The 17986-nt window shown below is 68.3% G+C and carries 17 protein-coding genes; 8 read left to right on the plus strand and 9 right to left on the minus strand.

What is annotated here, in order from left to right:
• Positions 1-34: 34 nt before the first annotated feature.
• From ACFIMZ_RS34760 to gcvA, 3 genes are all read right to left on the minus strand, one after another.
• On the minus strand, positions 35-2158 hold the full coding sequence (locus ACFIMZ_RS34760) for an FUSC family protein (RefSeq protein WP_431825792.1): 2124 nt from the start codon (positions 2156-2158) through the stop codon (positions 35-37).
• Positions 2155-2628: a MarR family winged helix-turn-helix transcriptional regulator gene (locus ACFIMZ_RS34765; RefSeq protein ID WP_431825793.1), complete on the minus strand. Its 474-nt coding sequence runs from the start codon at positions 2626-2628 to the stop codon at positions 2155-2157. Before ACFIMZ_RS34765 ends, ACFIMZ_RS34760 begins: the two co-directional genes overlap by 4 nt.
• 240 nt (positions 2629-2868) lie before the next feature.
• Positions 2869-3777: a transcriptional regulator GcvA gene (gene gcvA / locus ACFIMZ_RS34770; protein ID WP_431825794.1), complete on the minus strand. Its 909-nt coding sequence runs from the start codon at positions 3775-3777 to the stop codon at positions 2869-2871.
• Between the two features lie 156 nt (positions 3778-3933).
• Here gcvA and ACFIMZ_RS34775 point away from each other — a divergent pair, with 156 nt between their 5' ends.
• Complete coding sequence (locus ACFIMZ_RS34775; protein WP_431825795.1) at positions 3934-4788, plus strand: hypothetical protein; 855 nt, start codon at positions 3934-3936, stop codon at positions 4786-4788.
• A gap of 69 nt (positions 4789-4857) precedes the next feature.
• Here ACFIMZ_RS34775 and ACFIMZ_RS34780 read toward each other — a convergent pair whose 3' ends face one another.
• The gene (locus tag ACFIMZ_RS34780; protein ID WP_431825796.1) at positions 4858-5163 is read right to left on the minus strand and encodes a hypothetical protein; all 306 of its coding nucleotides are present in this window, start codon (positions 5161-5163) and stop codon (positions 4858-4860) included.
• A gap of 98 nt (positions 5164-5261) precedes the next feature.
• Positions 5262-6752, minus strand: a complete 1491-nt coding sequence (locus tag ACFIMZ_RS34785) for a tetratricopeptide repeat protein (protein ID WP_431825797.1) — start codon at positions 6750-6752, stop codon at positions 5262-5264.
• 139 nt (positions 6753-6891) lie between these two features.
• Here ACFIMZ_RS34785 and ACFIMZ_RS34790 point away from each other — a divergent pair, with 139 nt between their 5' ends.
• From ACFIMZ_RS34790 to ACFIMZ_RS34815, 6 genes are all read left to right on the plus strand, one after another.
• Entirely contained in the window at positions 6892-7086 is a 195-nt protein-coding gene (locus ACFIMZ_RS34790; RefSeq protein WP_431825798.1) for a hypothetical protein, read from the plus strand.
• Between the two features lie 163 nt (positions 7087-7249).
• On the plus strand, positions 7250-8110 hold the full coding sequence (locus ACFIMZ_RS34795; protein ID WP_431825799.1) for an FAS1-like dehydratase domain-containing protein: 861 nt from the start codon (positions 7250-7252) through the stop codon (positions 8108-8110).
• Positions 8111-8138: 28 nt separating this feature from the next.
• The gene (locus ACFIMZ_RS34800) at positions 8139-9302 is read left to right on the plus strand and encodes an acyl-CoA dehydrogenase family protein (protein WP_431825800.1); all 1164 of its coding nucleotides are present in this window, start codon (positions 8139-8141) and stop codon (positions 9300-9302) included.
• Between the two features lie 14 nt (positions 9303-9316).
• Positions 9317-10495 carry a CaiB/BaiF CoA transferase family protein gene (locus tag ACFIMZ_RS34805; RefSeq protein ID WP_431825801.1) on the plus strand — a complete coding sequence of 393 codons (1179 nt, stop codon included), beginning with the start codon at positions 9317-9319 and terminating at the stop codon, positions 10493-10495.
• A gap of 14 nt (positions 10496-10509) precedes the next feature.
• On the plus strand, positions 10510-11895 hold the full coding sequence (locus tag ACFIMZ_RS34810) for an MmgE/PrpD family protein (RefSeq protein ID WP_431825802.1): 1386 nt from the start codon (positions 10510-10512) through the stop codon (positions 11893-11895).
• Positions 11892-12695 (plus strand): HpcH/HpaI aldolase/citrate lyase family protein, encoded by an 804-nt coding sequence (locus ACFIMZ_RS34815; RefSeq protein ID WP_431825803.1) that lies wholly within the window; start codon positions 11892-11894, stop codon positions 12693-12695. Before ACFIMZ_RS34810 ends, ACFIMZ_RS34815 begins: the two co-directional genes overlap by 4 nt.
• A 22-nt stretch (positions 12696-12717) precedes the next feature.
• Here ACFIMZ_RS34815 and ACFIMZ_RS34820 read toward each other — a convergent pair whose 3' ends face one another.
• The 4 genes from ACFIMZ_RS34820 to ACFIMZ_RS34835 all read right to left on the minus strand — a co-directional run bounded on the left by ACFIMZ_RS34820 (position 12718) and on the right by ACFIMZ_RS34835 (position 15544).
• Positions 12718-13194 (minus strand): GNAT family N-acetyltransferase, encoded by a 477-nt coding sequence (locus tag ACFIMZ_RS34820; RefSeq protein ID WP_431826030.1) that lies wholly within the window; start codon positions 13192-13194, stop codon positions 12718-12720.
• 8 nt (positions 13195-13202) lie between these two features.
• The gene (locus ACFIMZ_RS34825; protein ID WP_431825804.1) at positions 13203-13604 is read right to left on the minus strand and encodes a cupin domain-containing protein; all 402 of its coding nucleotides are present in this window, start codon (positions 13602-13604) and stop codon (positions 13203-13205) included.
• 82 nt (positions 13605-13686) lie between these two features.
• The gene (locus tag ACFIMZ_RS34830; protein WP_431825805.1) at positions 13687-14514 is read right to left on the minus strand and encodes an AraC family transcriptional regulator; all 828 of its coding nucleotides are present in this window, start codon (positions 14512-14514) and stop codon (positions 13687-13689) included.
• A 61-nt stretch (positions 14515-14575) separates the two neighbouring features.
• Complete coding sequence (locus tag ACFIMZ_RS34835) at positions 14576-15544, minus strand: LysR family transcriptional regulator (protein ID WP_431825806.1); 969 nt, start codon at positions 15542-15544, stop codon at positions 14576-14578.
• Between the two features lie 138 nt (positions 15545-15682).
• Here ACFIMZ_RS34835 and ACFIMZ_RS34840 point away from each other — a divergent pair, with 138 nt between their 5' ends.
• Entirely contained in the window at positions 15683-17968 is a 2286-nt protein-coding gene (locus tag ACFIMZ_RS34840) for an NADP-dependent malic enzyme (protein ID WP_431825807.1), read from the plus strand.
• Positions 17969-17986: the final 18 nt, after the last annotated feature.

Raw genomic sequence — 17986 nt, forward strand, 5'->3', positions numbered from 1 at the left:
GGTCGCGGTAGCCGTTGCGTTGAAGAGAAGCGGGTCATGGCTGCGCTCCGCCGGTTGCCTGGGGCGCCTGCCCCGCCGCCGCGGGATACAGCGACAGCCGCAGGCCGACGAGCGCATGCAGCGTGTCGCGCAGCCGGCGATGCACGACCGGCGCGGCCCGCTGCGCGGCGGCGTCGCTCGCCGCCGCGGCCGCCGGCAGCGTGCGGTCGGCAACGCGGCGCAGCGCGTCGTCGATCGTCGCGAGCAGCGCGGGCGGCGCCGGCTGGCGCGCGTTCGCTTCGGCGCAGCGCGTGAAGTGCGCGGTGACGCCGGCCAGCACGCGGTCGATCGCGTCGGGCACGTCGCCGTCGAGCTTGCGGCGCGAGCGGCGCAGGTCGAGCGCGTTCAGCGCGATGCGCAGGTCGCGGAAGCCTTCGATCGACGGGTGCCGATGGTCGTCGGACGCGCCGAGGCGCGGCAGCAGCTGCGTCACGCGGTCGAGCATCCGCGACGCGTGGTTGCGCTGGTCGTCGAGCGGCTGCGTCGACGCGGATCGCGCGACGTCCTTCCAGCCCGAGCGCAACAGCCGCCGCGCCGCGAGTTCCGCGCCGAACGGCCGGGTCGCGCGGGTCCAGACGAACGCGAACAGCAGCCCGGCGACGCCCGCGAGGTTGCTGTTCAGGAACACGAAGAAATCGGCTTCGTATGCGCTCTGGATGCTGATGAAGGTCGCCGTGTTGACCGCGACGAGCATCGTCACCATATTGAACTGCGGGCGCGGCAGCAGCGTGCCGACCAGGATGAACGGACCTGCGAACATCAGCACGAGCATCGCGAAGTCGTGCACGTGCGGCAGCACGACGAACAGGTACAGGCCGGCGATCACGACGCTCGCGCAGGTCGCGAGGAAGAACCGGAACACCATCGGGGCGGGTTCATCAAGCGCCGCGAAGAAGCTGCACGACACGGCCACGAGTGTGACGGCGCTCGCGCCGTCGTGCCAGCCGGAGCTGATCCACAGCGCACAGGCGAACACGATCGCGCCGACCGCCGTCAGCGTCGAGAACAGCATCATCCCGCGATCGAAGAAGCGCTCGGTGCCGCCGAGCCGCCAGTGCCGGTAGCGCGGCTGCCAGACGCCCGACTCGTGCGCGATCAGCGCGCGCAGCGAGCGGCAGTCCTGCCATATGTCGATCACCTGGCGCAGGCGCCACAGCGCGTTCGACAGCAGCGCGCCGTCCCAGGTCGCGAGCGCGCTGTCCGGCGGCTGCAGCGCGGCGATCCGCTCGCGCAGCCGGTCCGCGACCGGATCGTCGACGCTGCCGGCGCTGTCGCCCTTGATCGACGGCAGCGGCGCATCGAACCATCTGGCCGCGTCGGCCAGCAGCGCGTCGAGCCCGGGCGGGCGCAGGTGCAGGTCGCGCATCAGCGCGATCAGCGGATCGGCGAGCGACGAGATCAGCGGCAGGAACAGCTGCATCCGGCCGCTCAGCGCCTGCGCGCGCGACAGGATGCGCGGATGCGCGTGGTCGTAGCTCAGCTGGCTCAGCAGGAACTCGAGCCCCGTGATCGTCGCCGCGAGGCGCTGCCGGCACGCGGACAGCGCCTTGCCGGCGATGTGCCCGGACAGCGTCTCGCGGCCATAGAACGCGGCATCCTTGAACCACGCGTCCGTACGCTCGATCAGCGTCGGCGCGAGCCGGCTCGGAAAGATCGTGCTGCCGACCACGCTCGCGCAGACGATGCCGAGCACGATCTCCTCGGCGCGTGCGATCGCGACGTCGAACACCGTGGTGGGGTCGGTCACGGTCGGCAGCGCGATCAGCGGCATCGAATAGCCGGCGAGCATGAACACGTAGCTGCGCGCGGTGCGGTCGGAAATCGCGAGGTAGAGCAGCGTGCCGCACCACGCGCCGACGATGAGGCTGAACAGGAACGGCGTCTCGACGAACGGCGGCACGAAGAAGATCGCGGCCGCGGCGCCGAGCGCGGTGCCGAGCGCGCGGTACAGCGCTTTCGAGCGCGTCGCGCCGACGAACGGGTTCGACACGATGTAGACGCTCGCCATCGCCCAGTACGGGCGCGGCAACTGGAAGAACAGGCCGAGGTACAGCGCCAGCATCGACGCCGCGAACGTCTTGGTCGAGAAGAGCCAGTCGCGAACGCTCGGATAGGTCATGACGCGAGATCGGACGGCGGGGCGTGGCGCGACGCGGAGGCGTCGGGGGCGTCGAACGCGTTCAGCACGCGCAGCGTCGCCTCGAGATCGGCGCGCGTCACGCCTTTCAGCACGTGCGCGCGCAGCACCCGCAGGTCTTCTTCCATTTTCGCGGTGACCACGCGGCCGGCGTCGGTCAGTGAAATCGCTTTCGCGCGACGGTCGCCCGGATCGTCATCGCGGCGCGCGAGGCCGGCCGCGCACAGCTGGTCGAGCAGCCGCACGAGCGACGGCCCTTCGATGCCGACGTGATCCGCGAGCGTGCGTTGCCGGACGGCCTCGCCCAGGCGGCCGACCACCAGCAGCGGCGCCGCGCAGGCCTCGGACACGTTGTACGCGGCCAGCACGTCGTCGCTCGTCCGGCGCCATTTGCGGGCGGAGAGCACGAGCTTGCTGCTGACGGCGAGACGAAGATCGTGCAGATTGGTCATGGCCGGGATGATGGAAGCAAACAAATTCGATAGCACACTATCGATTTGGGTCGCGAGTACGCCGGACGGGCACGAGCCTGCAAGCGGCAATGTAGGGGGTGAATCGGGAAATGGTCAAGGCGTCCCGTCGATCTCGGCGGACAGGCGTGAATTCGTCTGACGTAATCCGCGCGCGTGGTGCTCGACCGCCGTGCTTCCTGCGCAGGCAGGCGGCTCAAACGCGCGCGCGAGGCCTTGGGATCAGCCCGGCGGCGAGAGAAACAGCCGGATTTCCTCGGCAAGCCAGTCGCGCAACGCGCATACCTTGGGGTCGTCCCGGCTGCCGATGCGATAGACGAGATCATGGCCGCGCTCGGCCTTGAGGCGGAACCGGGGGAAGGGCGCAACGAGGCGCCCGGCTGCAATGTCGTCCGCCACGATCACGCTGCGCCCGAGTGCCACGCCTTCGCCGCGGATCGCCGCTTCGATGGCAAGGCTTCCATGACTGTAGGCCGGGCCGCGATCGCTACGGATACCGCGCACGCCGGCGAGCGCAAACCACTGCTCCCAGTTGGCCAGCATGCGATCCTCGTGCAGCAGGGTACAACCGGCCAGGCTTGCCACGGTTGCCATCCCGCCCATTCTCGCCCGATAGGCAGGACTGCAGACCGGCGTCACGGTCTCTTCCAGAATCCGCTCGGCGAGGACGCGAGGATAGCGGCCGCTTCCGTAGCGTATCGCCACGTCCACGTCGCCGTCGTTCAGGTCGACGTGCGTGTCGGTGACGTCGAGATGGATGTCGAGTTCAGGGTGGAGGGCCTTCAGCCGATGCAGTCGCGGCGCGAGCCACTTGTTCGCAAAGGAGACGCTCGCGTTGATCTTCAGGCGCGCGACATTGTCGTGCGCACGCAGGCGTTCGGATTCCTTCGTCAGCTCGCCCAGCACGCGGGTGACGGCCAGCAGGAACTCGGCGCCGGCTTCGGTCAGGACGATTCGCCGGGTCAGGCGCTGGAACAGCGCGACGCCAAGATGGTTTTCGAGCGTCTTGATGTGCCGGCTCACTGCGCCGTGCGTGACGTGCAGTTCCGCCGCCGCGAGCGTCATGCTCAACAGCCGCCCGGTCGCTTCGAAGGCGCGCAGCGTTTGCAGAGGGGGAAGCCGGTCGAACACGGTCGGGACATGCGTGAGTTTTAATCACGCATTATATGACGACAAATCGTTTGTCAGGCAACGCGGCTGCGGCCAATATCTGCCGGCAGCCGCGGGGGGGGCGCCGGTCCAATCCCGGCTGCGCCAGCCCTTCGTTGTCGTCGAAATCGCGCTCGCGTGTCGTGCTTCGTGCCTGAAGCAGCGATGCCCCGCGCGCCGTTCAAGGTTCGCAGTCGCCGTGCCGTTTCCCTGATCATGGATCTTCTTGTTCTCAAGCTTCTCGTTACACCGTTGTTGCTGTTGACTGCGACGATCGCCGCCCGCCGCTGGGGCGAAGCAATCGGTGGGTTTCTGGTGAGCCTGCCGCTCACGTCGGGGCCGATCTCGGTGTTCCTGACGCTGGAGCATGGATCGGCGTTCGCGGCGCATGCGACGGCGGGGTCGCTGGTCGCAACAGCGGCGCAAGCGGCCTTTTGCGTCGTCTATTGCAGATTGGCGACCCGCGGATGGCAGGTGGCCCTGGCGGGCGCCTGTGCGGCGTTTGCCGTCGTGGCCGACTTTCTGCAATGGTGTGCGCTGCCGGAAATCGGCCTGTTCGTCGTCACGATCCTGGCCGTCATGCTCGCGCTCAATCTCATCCCGAACAACACGGCAAGAGCCGGCAGGCTCGATTCGCCCTGGTGGGATTTGCCGTTGCGCATGGCGTTGATTGCCGGCCTCGTCATCGGCGTGACGATGATCGCGCCTTATGCCGGACCTGAAACGAGCGGCGTGCTCGCGTCGTTCCCGTTCATGGCGATCATCCTTGCGGTGTTCGCTCACCGCCTGAGCGGCCATGCGGCTGCGCAGCAATTGATGCGCGGCATGGCCTCGGGGCTGGTGGGTTTTGCCTCGTTCTTCTACGTGCTGAGCCTGACGCTGACGCGGCTGAGCATGGCTGCCGCGTACGGCGGCGCGATTCTCTGCACGCTCGCGATCCAGGCGGTTTCCCTGTACCGGATGCGCGTTCCGGTTGCCTTGCCCGCGGAGTAAGTCCAGCGCGAGGGCAGAGGATGCGTCGATTGGGTTCGATGCTTGCGCGGCCTGCCTGCAAGCGGAGGGTCAGAAGCCGCTTCTTATCGCGTGCAGGAAGTCGGTAGCGGATTCGTGCGTGTTCACTGCGTTGATGATGTCGGTGAGGAACCAGGGCAGAATCAATTGCGTGTCGGGATCGCTGACACCGACGCTGAGCACCGGTGGTTTTGACGTGGCGTCAGTGCGCGTCGCACAGGGGCTGGCGCGCAGGGCACAGGTGTGCGTGTCTGGCGGGATCTGCCGGGTGATCGGCAGGTTGGCGGGCGCCGACGAGCAGCCGGCAACGAGCACGACCAGGGCGACGGTAGAGCGAAGGGGCTTCACGGGATGCATTCCAGTCACGTTACTTCGACAAAACAAGGAGGCGCGGCGTTCCGTTGAGCAACCGATGGTCGCGACGGCTGGCCGCGTTCGGCGGCTTGCCTCGCGAGCTATTGCGCCCGCGTCGAGTCGCTCAGCTCGTCGGCCTCGCGCTTCATTTCGTCGGCTTCAGCCGAACGTCGAGTGTGGCCGAGCAGTGTGCCCAGATTCCGCAAGGTGCGAGCTTGATCCTGCCGCCAGGTCAGCGGATCGTCGTAAGCGAGTTTGCGGTACAGGTCCAGCGCACGGCGCCACGCGTCTTCCGCTTCGCGCGGCCTGCCCGTGCGGCTGTAGAGCACGCCGAGATTGTTCAGTATTCGCGCTTCGTCAGGCTGGTACTCGGCAGGCGCATTGCGCGAGAGCGCCTGAACGATCTGCAGCGCCTGCTGATACGCCCGCAGTGCCTTGGCCGGCCGCCGTTCGATGCGGTACAGCACGCCCAGATTGCCCAGCGTACGCGCCAGGTCAGGCTGGTAGAGCGCGGGACTTTCGCGGGTGAGCTGCCGGCGGATCGTCAGCGCTTCCCGGTAAGCATGTTCCGCTTCCGGCAGCCGCTCGCTTGCGACATAGAAATTGCCGAGGTTGTTCAGCGTGCGCGCAAGCGCCGGACGCCACGCGGCCGGATTGTCATGTGCGAGTGCGCGCTGGATGCCGAGCGCTTCGCGATAGGCGAGTTCCGCGTCATGCATGCGTTGTGTCGCGCCGTAGAGGATGCCGAGATCGTTGAGCGTCGCCGCGATCGCGGGCCGGTACATGGCCGGGTCCCGTCGGGCCAGCGCGCGGTCGAGGTCGAGGGCTTCGCGCCACGCGTCCGCCGCTTCCCGCAGGCGTTGCGTGTCGCGGTACAACGTTGCGAGGTTGTCAAAGGCTTGAGCCAAGGCGGGATCGTAGGCCGAAGCGTTCACACGCGCGAGCGCCCAGTAGATTTCGAGCGCGTGCAGCCATGCGGCTTCGGCTTCCTTCGTCTGCTGCTGCATCGCATACAGACTGCCAAGCTGGCCGAGCGTACGGGCGATGGCGGGTTGCCACGCGGCAGGCTTCTGCTGCGCAAGCGTCCGATACTGGATCAGCAGCGCGCGATACACCGGCTCCGCGCGCCCGGGCTCGTGCTGCACGAGCAGTGTATCGGCGTAGGTGGTGGCGATGGCCACGTCGTCGGGCTGCAGTGCATGGGCTTTCTCCAGGTACGGCAGCGCATTCCATGGCATGAAGCGTAGCAGTTCGATGCTGGCCGCTTCATGGTTGCGCGCCGCGGACAACTCGGCGGTGCCGGGTACGTCGGCAGCGAGCCGCATGATCAGTGCGGAGGCGGCATCCAGGTCGAGGCGCTTCGCTGCTTCGTCGAGTTGCAGTTCGGCGGGGTCCGCGCTGCGTGTGATGGACAACCTGCGCAGCAGATCGTCATAGCGTGCGTTCCATTTCGACGCTTCGGCCGCAGGGTCGATATCGGTGCGGGTCCTGATCTGCGATGCGAGGCCTTCGAGGAGGGGTTCGAGGTTGACGAACGCGGCGTCGTTTGTCGGTTCGCCATGGCCTGGCCGGGAGAAGATCGCGTGCAGCATCGCGTTGGCCGCCGTCGCCAGCGCAACCCGTTGCGCGGCGGAGAGTCCGTCGCGCTTCACCGCGCGGTTCAGGCGTTCGGTGACGCTTGCGAGCGCAGGCGCGGAGACCGCGCAGCGGTTCCGTACTTCGAGTCCATGCGTGACGTCGACCTCGGAGAACGACGGCAAACAGGTTCCAGCCACCCCCGCAGCGGCACATGCCGTGGTCAGCGCGGCCATCGCGATGCCGGACAGGGTCTTGCCAGCACTCATTTCCAGTCAGGTCTGCAGGGTCACCAGTACAGCGTTGCGCGGCGCATCGCTTCGCCTGGAACGCCGCGATGCGATCGCGTGAACATATTCTAGTCGTCGCGAATCGTGCGCGGCGAAGCATGACGCCCGCCAAGCCGCGAGCGTTAACGAAATTCGAACGCAAGCTTAGTCAATGACGACTTCGCGAAACGGCTGCCGGGGTGCATAGTAGGGCCACCCATCAGCCGCGCATCGGAGATTCGCACGTGTCGACCCCATCCTCACCGGAAACCGCATCGCCGTCGCTCGACGCCTGGCTGGGCAAGACCGAGACGCTCGCCGACGACGTCACCACGTTCGCGCTGGACGCGCTGGCCGCGACGCTCGATCGCGCGGCGCCCGGCGACGTCGTGCCGCCGCTCTGGAACTGGCTGTACTTCCTGCCGCTCGCGCCGATGGCGCAGGTCGGCGGCGACGGGCACCCGAAGCGCGGCGGCTTCCTGCCGCCGGTGCCGCTGCCGCGCCGCATGTGGGCGAGCGGGCGCCTGACGTTCCATGCGCCGCTGCGCGCGGGGCGGCGCGCGACGCGCGAATCGACGATCGTGAACATCGAGGACAAGACGGGCCGCAGTGGCCGTCTCGTGTTCGTGACGGTCCAGCACCGCTACGAAGCGGACGGCGTGCTGTGCATCGAGGAGGAGCAGGACCTCGTCTATCGCGCCGCGCCGCGGCCGGGCTGGCCGGCGCCGAAGCCGGTCGCGGCGCCGCAGGGCGAGACGTGGTCGCGCACCGTGACGGCCGATCCGGTGCTGCTGTTCCGCTACTCGGCGCTGACGTTCAACGGCCACCGGATCCACTACGACCACCCGTACGCGACGCGAGAGGAAGGCTACCCGGGCCTCGTCGTGCACGGCCCGCTGATCGCGACGCTGCTCGCCGATCTCGTGCATCGCGAGCGTCCCGATGCGACGCTCGCCTCCTTCGCGTTCCGCGCGGTGCGCCCGACCTTCGACGGACAGCCGTTCACGCTGTGCGGCAAGCCGTCGGACGACGGCCGGACGATCGAGCTGTGGGCGAAGGACCACGAAGGCCATCTGACGATGCAGGCGAGCGCGACGCTTGCGTGAACCCGCCCCCCATCATCGAATCCCGACCATGCAAACGACGCAACACGACGAGTACCAGGACATCCGCGAAGCGGTGCGCGACCTGTGCAGCCAGTTCGCGGGCGAATATTTCCGCAAGATCGACGAGGCGCGCGGCTATCCGGACGAATTCGTCAACGCGCTGACGAAGGCCGGCTGGCTTGCGGCGCTGATTCCGCAGGAATACGGCGGGTCCGGCCTCGGCCTGACCGAGGCGTCGATCATCATGGAGGAGATCAATCGCTCGGGCGGCAACTCGGGCGCGTGCCACGGCCAGATGTACAACATGGGCACGCTGCTGCGGCACGGTTCGGCCGAGCAGAAGAGGACCTACCTGCCGAAGATCGCGAGCGGCGAACTGCGCCTGCAGTCGATGGGCGTGACCGAGCCGACCACCGGCACCGACACGACGAAGATCAAGACGACCGCCGAGAAGCGCGGCGACCGCTACGTGATCAACGGCCAGAAGGTATGGATCTCGCGCGTGCTGCATTCGGACCTGATGATCCTGCTCGCGCGCACGACGCCGCTTGCCGACGTGAAGCAGAAGTCCGAAGGGATGTCGATCTTCATCGTCGATCTGCGCGAGGCGGTCGGCAACGGGCTGACGGTGCAGCCGATCCCGAACATGGTCAATCACGAGACCAGCGAGCTGTTCTTCGACAACCTCGAAATCCCGGCCGGGAACCTGATCGGCGAGGAAGGGCAGGGGTTCAGGTACATCCTCGACGGCCTGAACGCCGAGCGCACGCTGATCGCGGCGGAATGCATCGGCGACGGCTACTGGTTCGTCGACAAGGTGTCGCAATACGTGAAGGATCGCATCGTGTTCGGTCGCCCGATCGGCCAGAACCAGGGCGTGCAGTTCCCGATCGCGCGCGCGTTCGTCAACGTCGAGGCGGCGAGCCTGATGCGCTTCGAGGCCGCGCGCCGGTTCGACGCGCGCGAGCCGTGCGGCGCGCAGGCGAACATGGCGAAGCTGCTCGCGGCGGATGCGTCGTGGGAAGCGGCGAACGCGTGCCTGCAATTCCACGGCGGCTTCGGCTTCGCGTGCGAATACGACGTCGAGCGCAAGTTCCGCGAGACGCGCCTGTACCAGGTCGCGCCGATCTCGACCAACCTGATCCTCGCGTACGTCGCCGAGCACGTGCTCGGCCTGCCGCGGTCGTTCTGACAAGGAGAGGAAATATGCGACCGCTTGACGGAATCAAGGTCATCACGCTCGAACATGCGATCGCGGCGCCGTTCTGCACGCGCCAGCTCGCCGACCTCGGCGCGCGCGTCATCAAGATCGAGCGGCCCGGCAGCGGTGATTTCGCGCGCGGCTACGACGAACGCGTGCACGGGCTGTCGTCCCACTTCGTGTGGGTGAACCGGTCGAAGGAAAGCCTGACGCTCGACGTCAAGCAGCCGGAGGCCGCCGGGATCCTGAACGCGCTGCTCGCCGACGCCGACGTGCTCGTGCAGAACCTCGCGCCCGGCGCCGCGCAACGGCTCGGGCTCGGGTACGACGCGCTGAAGGATACGCATGAGCGCCTGATCGTCTGCGACATCTCCGGATACGGCGCGGACGGCCCGTACCGCGACCGGAAGGCATACGACCTGCTGATCCAGAGCGAATCGGGGTTCCTGTCGATCACCGGCTCGCCGGGCCAGCCGGCGAAGGCCGGCTGTTCGATCGCGGACATCGCGGCCGGCATGTATGCGTTCACGAGCATCCAGAGCGCGCTGCTGATGCGCGCGCGTACGGGCAAGGGCTGCCGGATCGACGTGTCGATGCTCGAGAGCATGGTCGAGTGGATGGGCTATCCGCTCTATTACGCGATCGACGGGCAGAGCCCGCCGGCGCCGTCGGGCGCGTCGCATGCGACGATCTATCCGTACGGCCCGTTCCCGGCCGGCGACGGCAAGACCGTGATGCTCGGCCTGCAGAACGAGCGCGAGTGGAAGCTGTTCTGCGAGCAGGTGCTGCGGCAGCCGGCGCTCGCCGACGATGCGCGCTTCAACGCGAACGCGAAGCGCCATGCCGCGCGCGACGCGCTCCATGCGCTGATCGTCGACGCGTTCTCGTCGCTGAGCGCGGCCGACGTGATGCAGCGGCTTGACGCGGCCGGCATCGCGAACGCGCAGATGAATACGCTGGACGACGTGTGGCGGCATCCGCAGCTCGCGGCGCGCGAGCGCTGGCGTTCGGTCGAGACGGCGGCCGGCGCGGCGCCCGCGCTGTTGCCGCCGGGGCTGCCGGACGGCGTCGAGCCGCGCATGGACGCGGTGCCGGCGCTCGGCCAGCACACCGACGCGATTCTTGCCGAGCTCGGCTACGAGCGTGCGCGGATCGACGCGCTGCGCGCGAGCGGCGCGATCTGACTGGACGACATCCGATGACGAATACGCCATCTCATCCCAGCCTGACGCTCGCGACGTTCGCGTCCGGCCTGCGCTTCGACGCGATTCCGCACGACGTCGTCGCGCGCACCGTCAACCTGTACGTCGACTGGCTCGGCTCGGCGCTGGCCGGCAAGGGCGCGCGCCCGGTCGAGACGATCGCGGCGTTCGCGCGCCGCGCCGGCGGTTCATCTCGCGGCCCGGGCACGGCCGACGTGCTGATCGACCGGACGCGTGCGACGCCGTACTTCGCCGCGATGATCAACGGCGCCGCGTCGCATTTCGCCGAGCAGGACGACGTGCACAACGGCTCGGTGTTCCATCCGGCGACCGTGGTGTTTCCGGCGGCGCTGGCGCTCGCGCAGGCGCGCGGCGCGAGCGGGCGCGAGTTCATCGCGGCGGTGGTGGCGGGCTACGAGGTCGGCATTCGCGTCGGCGAATTTCTCGGTCGTTCGCACTACAAGGTGTTCCATACGACCGGCACCGCGGGCACCGTCGCCGCGGCGGCCGCCGCCGGCCGGCTGCTGGGGCTGCCGCCGCGGCAGATGCTGGACGCGTTCGGCTCGGCGGGCACACAGGCCAGCGGCCTGTGGGAATTCCTGCGCGACGCGGCGGATTCGAAGCAGCTGCACACGGCGATGGCCGCGGCGAACGGCGTGATGGCCGCGGAGCTCGCGCGCGACGGGTTCAGGGGCGCGACGCGGATTCTCGAGGGCGCGCAGGGGATGGCGGCGGGGATGTCGAGCGACGCCGATCCGGCGCGCCTGACCGACCGGCTCGGCGAACGCTGGGCCACGGCGGAGACGTCGTTCAAGTATTACGCGTCATGCCGCCACACGCATCCGGCCGCCGATGCGCTGCTGGCCGTGATGACGCGCGACGGGCTCGCCGCGCCGGACATCGAATCCGTCACCGCGCACGTGCACCAGGGCGCGCTCGACGTGCTCGGCGCGGTGACGGCGCCGAGCACCGTGCATCAGGCGAAGTTCAATATGGGCACCGTGCTTGGGCTCGTCGCGCTGCATGGCCATGCGGGCGTCGACGAGTTCGAGCGCGAGTATGCGTCGGCGGATGTCGTGGCGTTTCGCGACCGCGTGATGATGGTGCTCGACGACGAGGTGGATCGCGCGTATCCGGCGCGCTGGATCGGCAAGGTCACGGTGAAGACGCGCGACGGACGTTCGCATGCGGGGCGCGTCGACGAACCGAAGGGCGATCCGGGCAATACGCTGTCGCGCGCGGAAATCGCGGACAAGGTGCGCCGGCTGGCGGCGTATTCCGGCGCGGCGTCGCAGGACGAGGCCGCGGGGCTCGTGGCCGGCGCGTGGGACATCGCCTCGCAGCAGGCGATCGGATCATTGTTTCAGGAGGCGTCGGCATGACGGCCGCTTCGCCACGTTCGTGGCTGTTCGTTCCCGGCAATCGCGCGGACCGGTTTGACAAGGCGCGCGCCGCGGGCGCGGACGCCGTGATCCTCGATCTCGAGGACGCCGTGCCGCCCGCCGGGAAGCCGGCCGCGCGCGCGGCGGTCGTCGCGCATCTCGACGCGGACCGGCCGGTGTGGGTGCGCGTGAACGCGACGGATACCGAATGGTTCGCGGACGACGTCGCGGCGATCGCCGTGCATCCGGGCGCGGCGGGCGTGATGCTGCCGAAGTGCGAGACGCGCGCGCAGATCGACGCGGTGCTCGCGCATGCGCACGCCGGGCTTGCCGTGCTGCCGCTGGTCGAGACCGCGCGCGGCATCGCGGGGCTCGGCGAAGTGTGCGCCGCGCCCCGCGTGGCGCGCATCGCGTTCGGCACGCTCGATTTCCAGGTGGATCTCGGCATCGACGGCGACGGCCAGGAGCTGAACGCGTTCCGGTCGCAGTTCGTGCTCGCGTCGCGCCTCGCCGGCATCGAGCCGCCCGTCGACGGCGTGACGACGGTCCTCGACGATCCCGCGGCGATCGAGCAGCATGCGCGCCAGGCGCGGAAATTCGGGTTCGGCGGGAAGCTGTGCATCCATCCGAAGCAGCTCGACGCCGTGCATCGCGCGTACGCGTGGAGCGACGCCGAGCGCGCGTGGGCGAAGCGCGTGCTCGAAGCGGTGGAGTCGAGCGCCGGGGCCGCGGTCAGCGTCGACGGCAAGATGGTCGATACGCCGGTCATCCTGAAGGCGCAGCGGATCCTGCGGACGTGACGGCGCGCCACGGCATTGCCGGCTAAAGCTCGAGCGCCATGAAGCGAGTGCCTTCGACCGGGTTCTCGTAGAACGGCGCGGTTTCCGCGAATCCCAGGCGCTCGTACAGATGCTGAGCGAAACGGGTTTGCGCAACGGCGTCGAGAACCAGCGTGGAGAACCCCAGGCTTTGCGCGCGCCGGACCACCGACGTGACGAGCTTTTCGCCGAGCGACAGCCCCCGCCACGCTTCGCGGACATAGAGCCGCTTGAGTTCCGCGATTTCGCTCGAATGGCGCAGCAGTCCCGCGCAACCGGCGATCTCGCCGTCGACCTCCGCGATGAAGAACATCCCGGACGGCAGCGTATAGGTCCGCTCGAATGCGTCCATCTCGGCATCGAAGCCGCGGTAGGACAGGTCCATGTCGAGCCAGCGAACGTATTCGCGGATCACGGCGACGAGCGCGACGGCATCGGCGGGGAACGCGGCTTCGCGGATGACGGGCGTGTGCGTCGGCATGGCGGCAGTCAGATCCACAGGTCGTTCTCGACCGTTCTTTCGTTGGCCGTGTCGCCCGTGTTGACGACGCCGCGCGGCTCGATCAGCAGCAGCTTCACTTCGGACGCCGCGTACGGCTTGTGTTCGACCCCCTTGGGCACCACGGCCATCTCGCCCGGGCCCAGCTCCACGGCGCCGTCGCGGAAGTCGATGCGCAAGCGGCCTTCGAGCACGATGAACGTCTCGTCGGTGTCGGCGTGATGGTGCCAGATGAAATCGCCGACGATCTTCACGACCTTGAACTGGTAGTCGTTCATTTCGGCGACGACGCGCGGCTGCCAGTGGCCGTCGATTCGGCGAATCCTGTCGAGCAGGTCGATCGTCCGGCGCTGGCCGCGATGCGCGGGCGCCTGGAGAGAAGGGTGGGACATGCTGGCTCCGTTACGGTGATGGCGTGAACGGAGCTTAGGCCGGCTGCGGGCGGACGGTCTTGAACGATTGTGCGTGCCGGCGTCAGTCGGCGCGCGGCTGGCCCGTCATCGCCAGCCAGCGCGCGGGCGAGATTCCGTATGCACTGCGGAAATGCCGGGTCATGTGGCTCTGGTCGGAAAAGCCCGCGGCCACCGCGGCATCCGCAAGAGACATGCCGCGCAGCATCGACGCGCGCGCCGCTTCGAGCCGGCGCATGGTCAGGTAGCGATACGGGCTCGTTCCGTAGAAGGTGCGGAAATCCCGCGACAGGCTCCAGCGGTCTCGCCCGCTGACGGCGGCGAGCGTGTCCAGCGTGACGGGCCCGGTGCATGCGTCCTGCAGATACTCGCGCGCCCGCTGTACCGCGGCGAAATCCGCGGGCTTGCGCGTCGGCCGGGCGCCGGAGGCGATATCCAGCGCAAGCGCGAGGTCGACGATCGCGTCGTCGCGTTCGAGCGGCTCCGCGTCGTCGCGGATCCGGCGCAGCGCGGCGCTGGTCGCGTCGAACAGGCGCGGGTCGGTCGTCACGCCGCCGTCGATGAACGGCAGCGGCTTGCCGCCCAGCACGGCCTGGATCGCGGCGGGCTGCACGTAGATCATCTGATAGCGGAACCCCTCGTGCGTGCCGGCCTGGCCGTCATGCGCCTCGTCGGGATGCAGGACCATCGTTTGCCCCGGCACGCTGCTGCGCAGGCTGCGCCGATAGTGGAAGCACTGGACGCCGGCGAGGGTCAGGCCGATCGCGTAGGTGTCGTGCCGGTGCATCGAGTACGCGTTGCCGCGGAAATAGGCTTCGATGCGCTCGATGCCCTGCGCGGCTCCCGAGCGGGAAATCCAGTCGGATCGGGTCTGCTTCGTATTGCACGTCATTGCACTCTCCGGCTTAGCGTGACGCTTCGGTTTCCTTGCGAATTCGTTGCGCGAGCGGGCGTCAGCCGGCCCGGCCGGCGTCCGCCTCCTGATACAGCGTGCGCAGGATCTGCGCGAAGATCGTATCGATCTCGCGCGCCACGCCGGCGCGCGTGAACGCCGCAACCGGCGGCAGCGTCCAGTCGAGCGTGTACGGCACGATCGCGACGCCGGCGATGCGTACGAGCTCCTCCGCGATATCGGCGGGGACGATCGACACGGCGTCTTCGTTGGCCACGATCACTTCGCCGATCAGGCGCGACGAGTAGCTTTCGACGATCGGCACGGGCGGCGCGACGCCGGCGTGCAGGAACAGGTCGGCGATCTGCTCGCGGATCGGCGTGTGCGGCGGGCCGAGAATCCAGTCGAGCTCCGCGAGCTTGCGCCAGTCGGGCCGGCTGCGCGCCAGACGCGCGGCGAGCCGGCGGCTCGCGATCAGGCGCGGCTTCTGCTGATGCAGCACTTCGAAGCGCAACTGCGCGAGATCGACGGTCGACGACGCGCGTCCGATCACGATGTCGAGGGTGTGGTCGCTCAGCTGCGCCATCAGCGCATCGCTGGTGCCTTCGTGGATCGTCATCGTGAGCCGTTGCGGCACCTGCGATTGCGTGCGCCGGATCGCCGCCGCCAGTGTGCGGCCCGAAATGAACGGAATGACGCCGATGTGCAGCCGCATCGCATGGCCGGCGACGACCGCTTCGATATCGCGGGTGAGATGGTCGAGGTCGTGCAGCATCGCCTGCGCGCGTTCGAGCACGACGTTGCCGAGCGCGGTGGGCACCATGCCGCGTGGCGAACGGTCGAACAGCGGTCCGCCGAACATGCTTTCCAGCTCCGCCAGCGCATTGGTGACCGCCGGCTGGCTGCTCGCGAGATGCTCGGCCGCGCGCGTCAGCGAGCCGTGCTGGCGGATCTGCAGCAGCAGCACGAGGTGCCGCATTTTCAGGCGGGCGCTCAGGCGCCGGGTCACTTCCTCAATATCGAATCGCACGACTGACAGACCCTGCTCATCACGAAAACATGATGGACGCATACTAATTCAAAATGGCGCGCCCGAGACGGCTGCCTAGAATGGCGTGCTTCGATGGTCGCCGGGACGGGCCCGGCGCGTGGATGCGAGACGACACTGATGAACAAGACCGAACGCCAGGCCGCCCTGGAATATCACGAATTTCCGACCCCGGGCAAGATCGCCGTGACGGCGAGCAAGCCGCTCGTGACGCAGCGCGATCTCGCGCTTGCCTATACGCCGGGCGTGGCGGCCACCTGCGAGGAGATCGCCGCCGATCCGGCCCAGGCGTTCCGCTACACGAGCCGCGGCAACCTGGTCGGGGTGATCACGAACGGCACCGCGGTGCTGGGCCTCGGCAACATCGGGCCGCTCGCGTCGAAGCCGGTGATGGAAGGCAAGGCCGTGCTGTTCAAGAAGTTCGCGGGCATCGACGTATTCGACATCGAGATCACGGAGACCGATCCCGACAAGCTGGTCGACATCATCGCGAGCCTCGAGATGACCTTCGGCGGGATCAACCTCGAGGACATCAAGGCGCCCGAGTGCTTCACGGTCGAGCGCAAGCTGCGCGAGCGGATGAAGATCCCGGTGTTCCACGACGACCAGCACGGCACCGCGATCACGGTGTGCGCGGCGTTCATCAACGGGCTGGCCGTGGTGGGCAAGGATATTTCGCACGTGAAGGTGGTGACGTCCGGCGCCGGCGCGGCCGCGCTCGCGTGCCTGGACCTGATGGTCGATCTCGGCCTGCCGCCGGAGAACATCTGGGCGACCGACATCGAGGGCGTCGTCTATGCCGGGCGCACGGTCGCGATGGACCCGGACAAGGCCCGCTTTGCGCAGGAGACGTCGGCGCGCACGCTGTCCGACGTGATCGAGGGCGCCGACGTGTTCCTCGGGCTGTCTGCCGGCGGCGTGCTGACCGCGCCGATGCTCGCGAAGATGGGGCCGCGTCCGCTGATTCTCGCGCTGGCCAACCCGACGCCCGAGATCTTTCCGGAAGCGGCGTGCGCGGTGCGCGACGACGTCGTGATCGCGACGGGCCGTTCGGACTATCCGAACCAGGTCAACAACGTGCTGTGCTTTCCGTACATCTTCCGCGGCGCGCTCGACGTCGGCGCCACCTCCATCACGCGCCGGATGGAGATCGCGGCCGTCCATGCGATCGCGGGGCTGGCGAAGGAGGAGCCGAACGACTCGGTCGCCGCGGCCTATGGCGCGTACGATCTGGCGTTCGGCCCGAAATACCTGATTCCGAAGCCGTTCGATTCCCGCCTGATCGTGCGGATTGCGCCCGCCGTCGCGAAGGCCGCGATGGAGGACGGCGTCGCCACGCGCCCGATCGACGATTTCGCCGCGTACGCGGATCAGCTTCAGCAGTTCGTCTACCACTCCGGCGCGTTCATGAAGCCGCTGTTCGCGGCGGCGAAGCAGTTCGTGCGGGACGGCGGCAAGGCGCGCATCGTGTTCGCCGAAGGCGAGGAGGAGCGGGTGCTGCGCGCGGTGCAGGTGATCGTCGACGAGAAGCTCGCGCGGCCGATCCTGGTCGGCCGCCCGGAAGTGCTGCTCGCCCGCATCGAGAAATTCGGGCTGCGGCTGCGGCTCGGCGAAGACGTCGAGGTCACCAATCCGGAATACGACGAGCGCTTTCACCAGTACTGGACGACGTACTGGGAACTGCGTTGCCGCGACGGCATCACGAAGGAGATGGCGCGCGTCGAGATGCGGCGCAGGCTGACGCTGATCGGCGCGATGATGGTGCGGCTCGGCGACGCGGACGGCATGGTGTGCGGCACCGTCGGCGCTTTTCATGACCACCTGCGTTTCGTCGACGAGGCAATCGGCAAGCGGCGCGGCGCGCACGTCTATGCGGCGATGAACATCCTGCTGCTCGACCGGCGCACGCTCGCGCTCGTCGATACGCACGTCAACGACAACCCCACGGCCGAGCAGATTGCCGAGTTCACGATCGCGGCGGCGGCGCAGATGGCGTGGCTGAACCTGACGCCGAAGGTGGCGCTGCTGTCGCGCTCGAATTTCGGCTCCGGCAGTTCGGCGTCGGGCGCGAAGATGCGCGAGGTGCTCGAACGCGTCAGCGAGCAGGCGCCGGATCTCGAAATCGACGGCGAAATGCACGGCGATTGCGCGCTGGACGAAGCGCTGCGGCTGCGCATCCTGCCGACGTCGCGGCTGAAGGGCGCGGCGAACCTGCTGGTGTGTCCGAACGTCGACGCGGGGAATATCGCGTACAACCTGCTGAAGACGGGCGCGGGCAGCAACGTCGCGGTCGGGCCGTTCCTGCTGGGCGTCAATGCGCCGGTCAACATCCTGACGTCGAGCTCGACGGTGCGGCGGATCGTGAACATGGCCGCGTTGACGGTGTTGCAGGCAAATCGGGATTGAGTGCGCGGACGCTCAATG

Source organism: Burkholderia sp. F1, assembly GCF_050813845.1.
GTDB lineage: Bacteria > Pseudomonadota > Gammaproteobacteria > Burkholderiales > Burkholderiaceae > Burkholderia > Burkholderia ubonensis.

Excerpts from the sequence above, each read along its gene's own strand:
- ACFIMZ_RS34830 (WP_431825805.1), bottom strand. The coding sequence starts at position 14,514 with ATGACGTGCAATACGAAGCAGACCCGATCCGACTGGATTTCCCGCTCG.
- ACFIMZ_RS34765 (WP_431825793.1), bottom strand. The coding sequence starts at position 2,628 with ATGACCAATCTGCACGATCTTCGTCTCGCCGTCAGCAGCAAGCTCGTG.
- ACFIMZ_RS34760 (WP_431825792.1), bottom strand. The coding sequence starts at position 2,158 with ATGACCTATCCGAGCGTTCGCGACTGGCTCTTCTCGACCAAGACGTTC.
- ACFIMZ_RS34805 (WP_431825801.1), top strand. The coding sequence starts at position 9,317 with ATGCGACCGCTTGACGGAATCAAGGTCATCACGCTCGAACATGCGATC.
- ACFIMZ_RS34820 (WP_431826030.1), bottom strand. The coding sequence starts at position 13,194 with ATGCCGACGCACACGCCCGTCATCCGCGAAGCCGCGTTCCCCGCCGAT.
- ACFIMZ_RS34815 (WP_431825803.1), top strand. The coding sequence starts at position 11,892 with ATGACGGCCGCTTCGCCACGTTCGTGGCTGTTCGTTCCCGGCAATCGC.
- ACFIMZ_RS34825 (WP_431825804.1), bottom strand. The coding sequence starts at position 13,604 with ATGTCCCACCCTTCTCTCCAGGCGCCCGCGCATCGCGGCCAGCGCCGG.
- ACFIMZ_RS34800 (WP_431825800.1), top strand. The coding sequence starts at position 8,139 with ATGCAAACGACGCAACACGACGAGTACCAGGACATCCGCGAAGCGGTG.
- ACFIMZ_RS34780 (WP_431825796.1), bottom strand. The coding sequence starts at position 5,163 with ATGCATCCCGTGAAGCCCCTTCGCTCTACCGTCGCCCTGGTCGTGCTC.
- ACFIMZ_RS34785 (WP_431825797.1), bottom strand. The coding sequence starts at position 6,752 with ATGCTGCACGCGATCTTCTCCCGGCCAGGCCATGGCGAACCGACAAAC.
- ACFIMZ_RS34840 (WP_431825807.1), top strand. The coding sequence starts at position 15,683 with ATGAACAAGACCGAACGCCAGGCCGCCCTGGAATATCACGAATTTCCG.
- ACFIMZ_RS34810 (WP_431825802.1), top strand. The coding sequence starts at position 10,510 with ATGACGAATACGCCATCTCATCCCAGCCTGACGCTCGCGACGTTCGCG.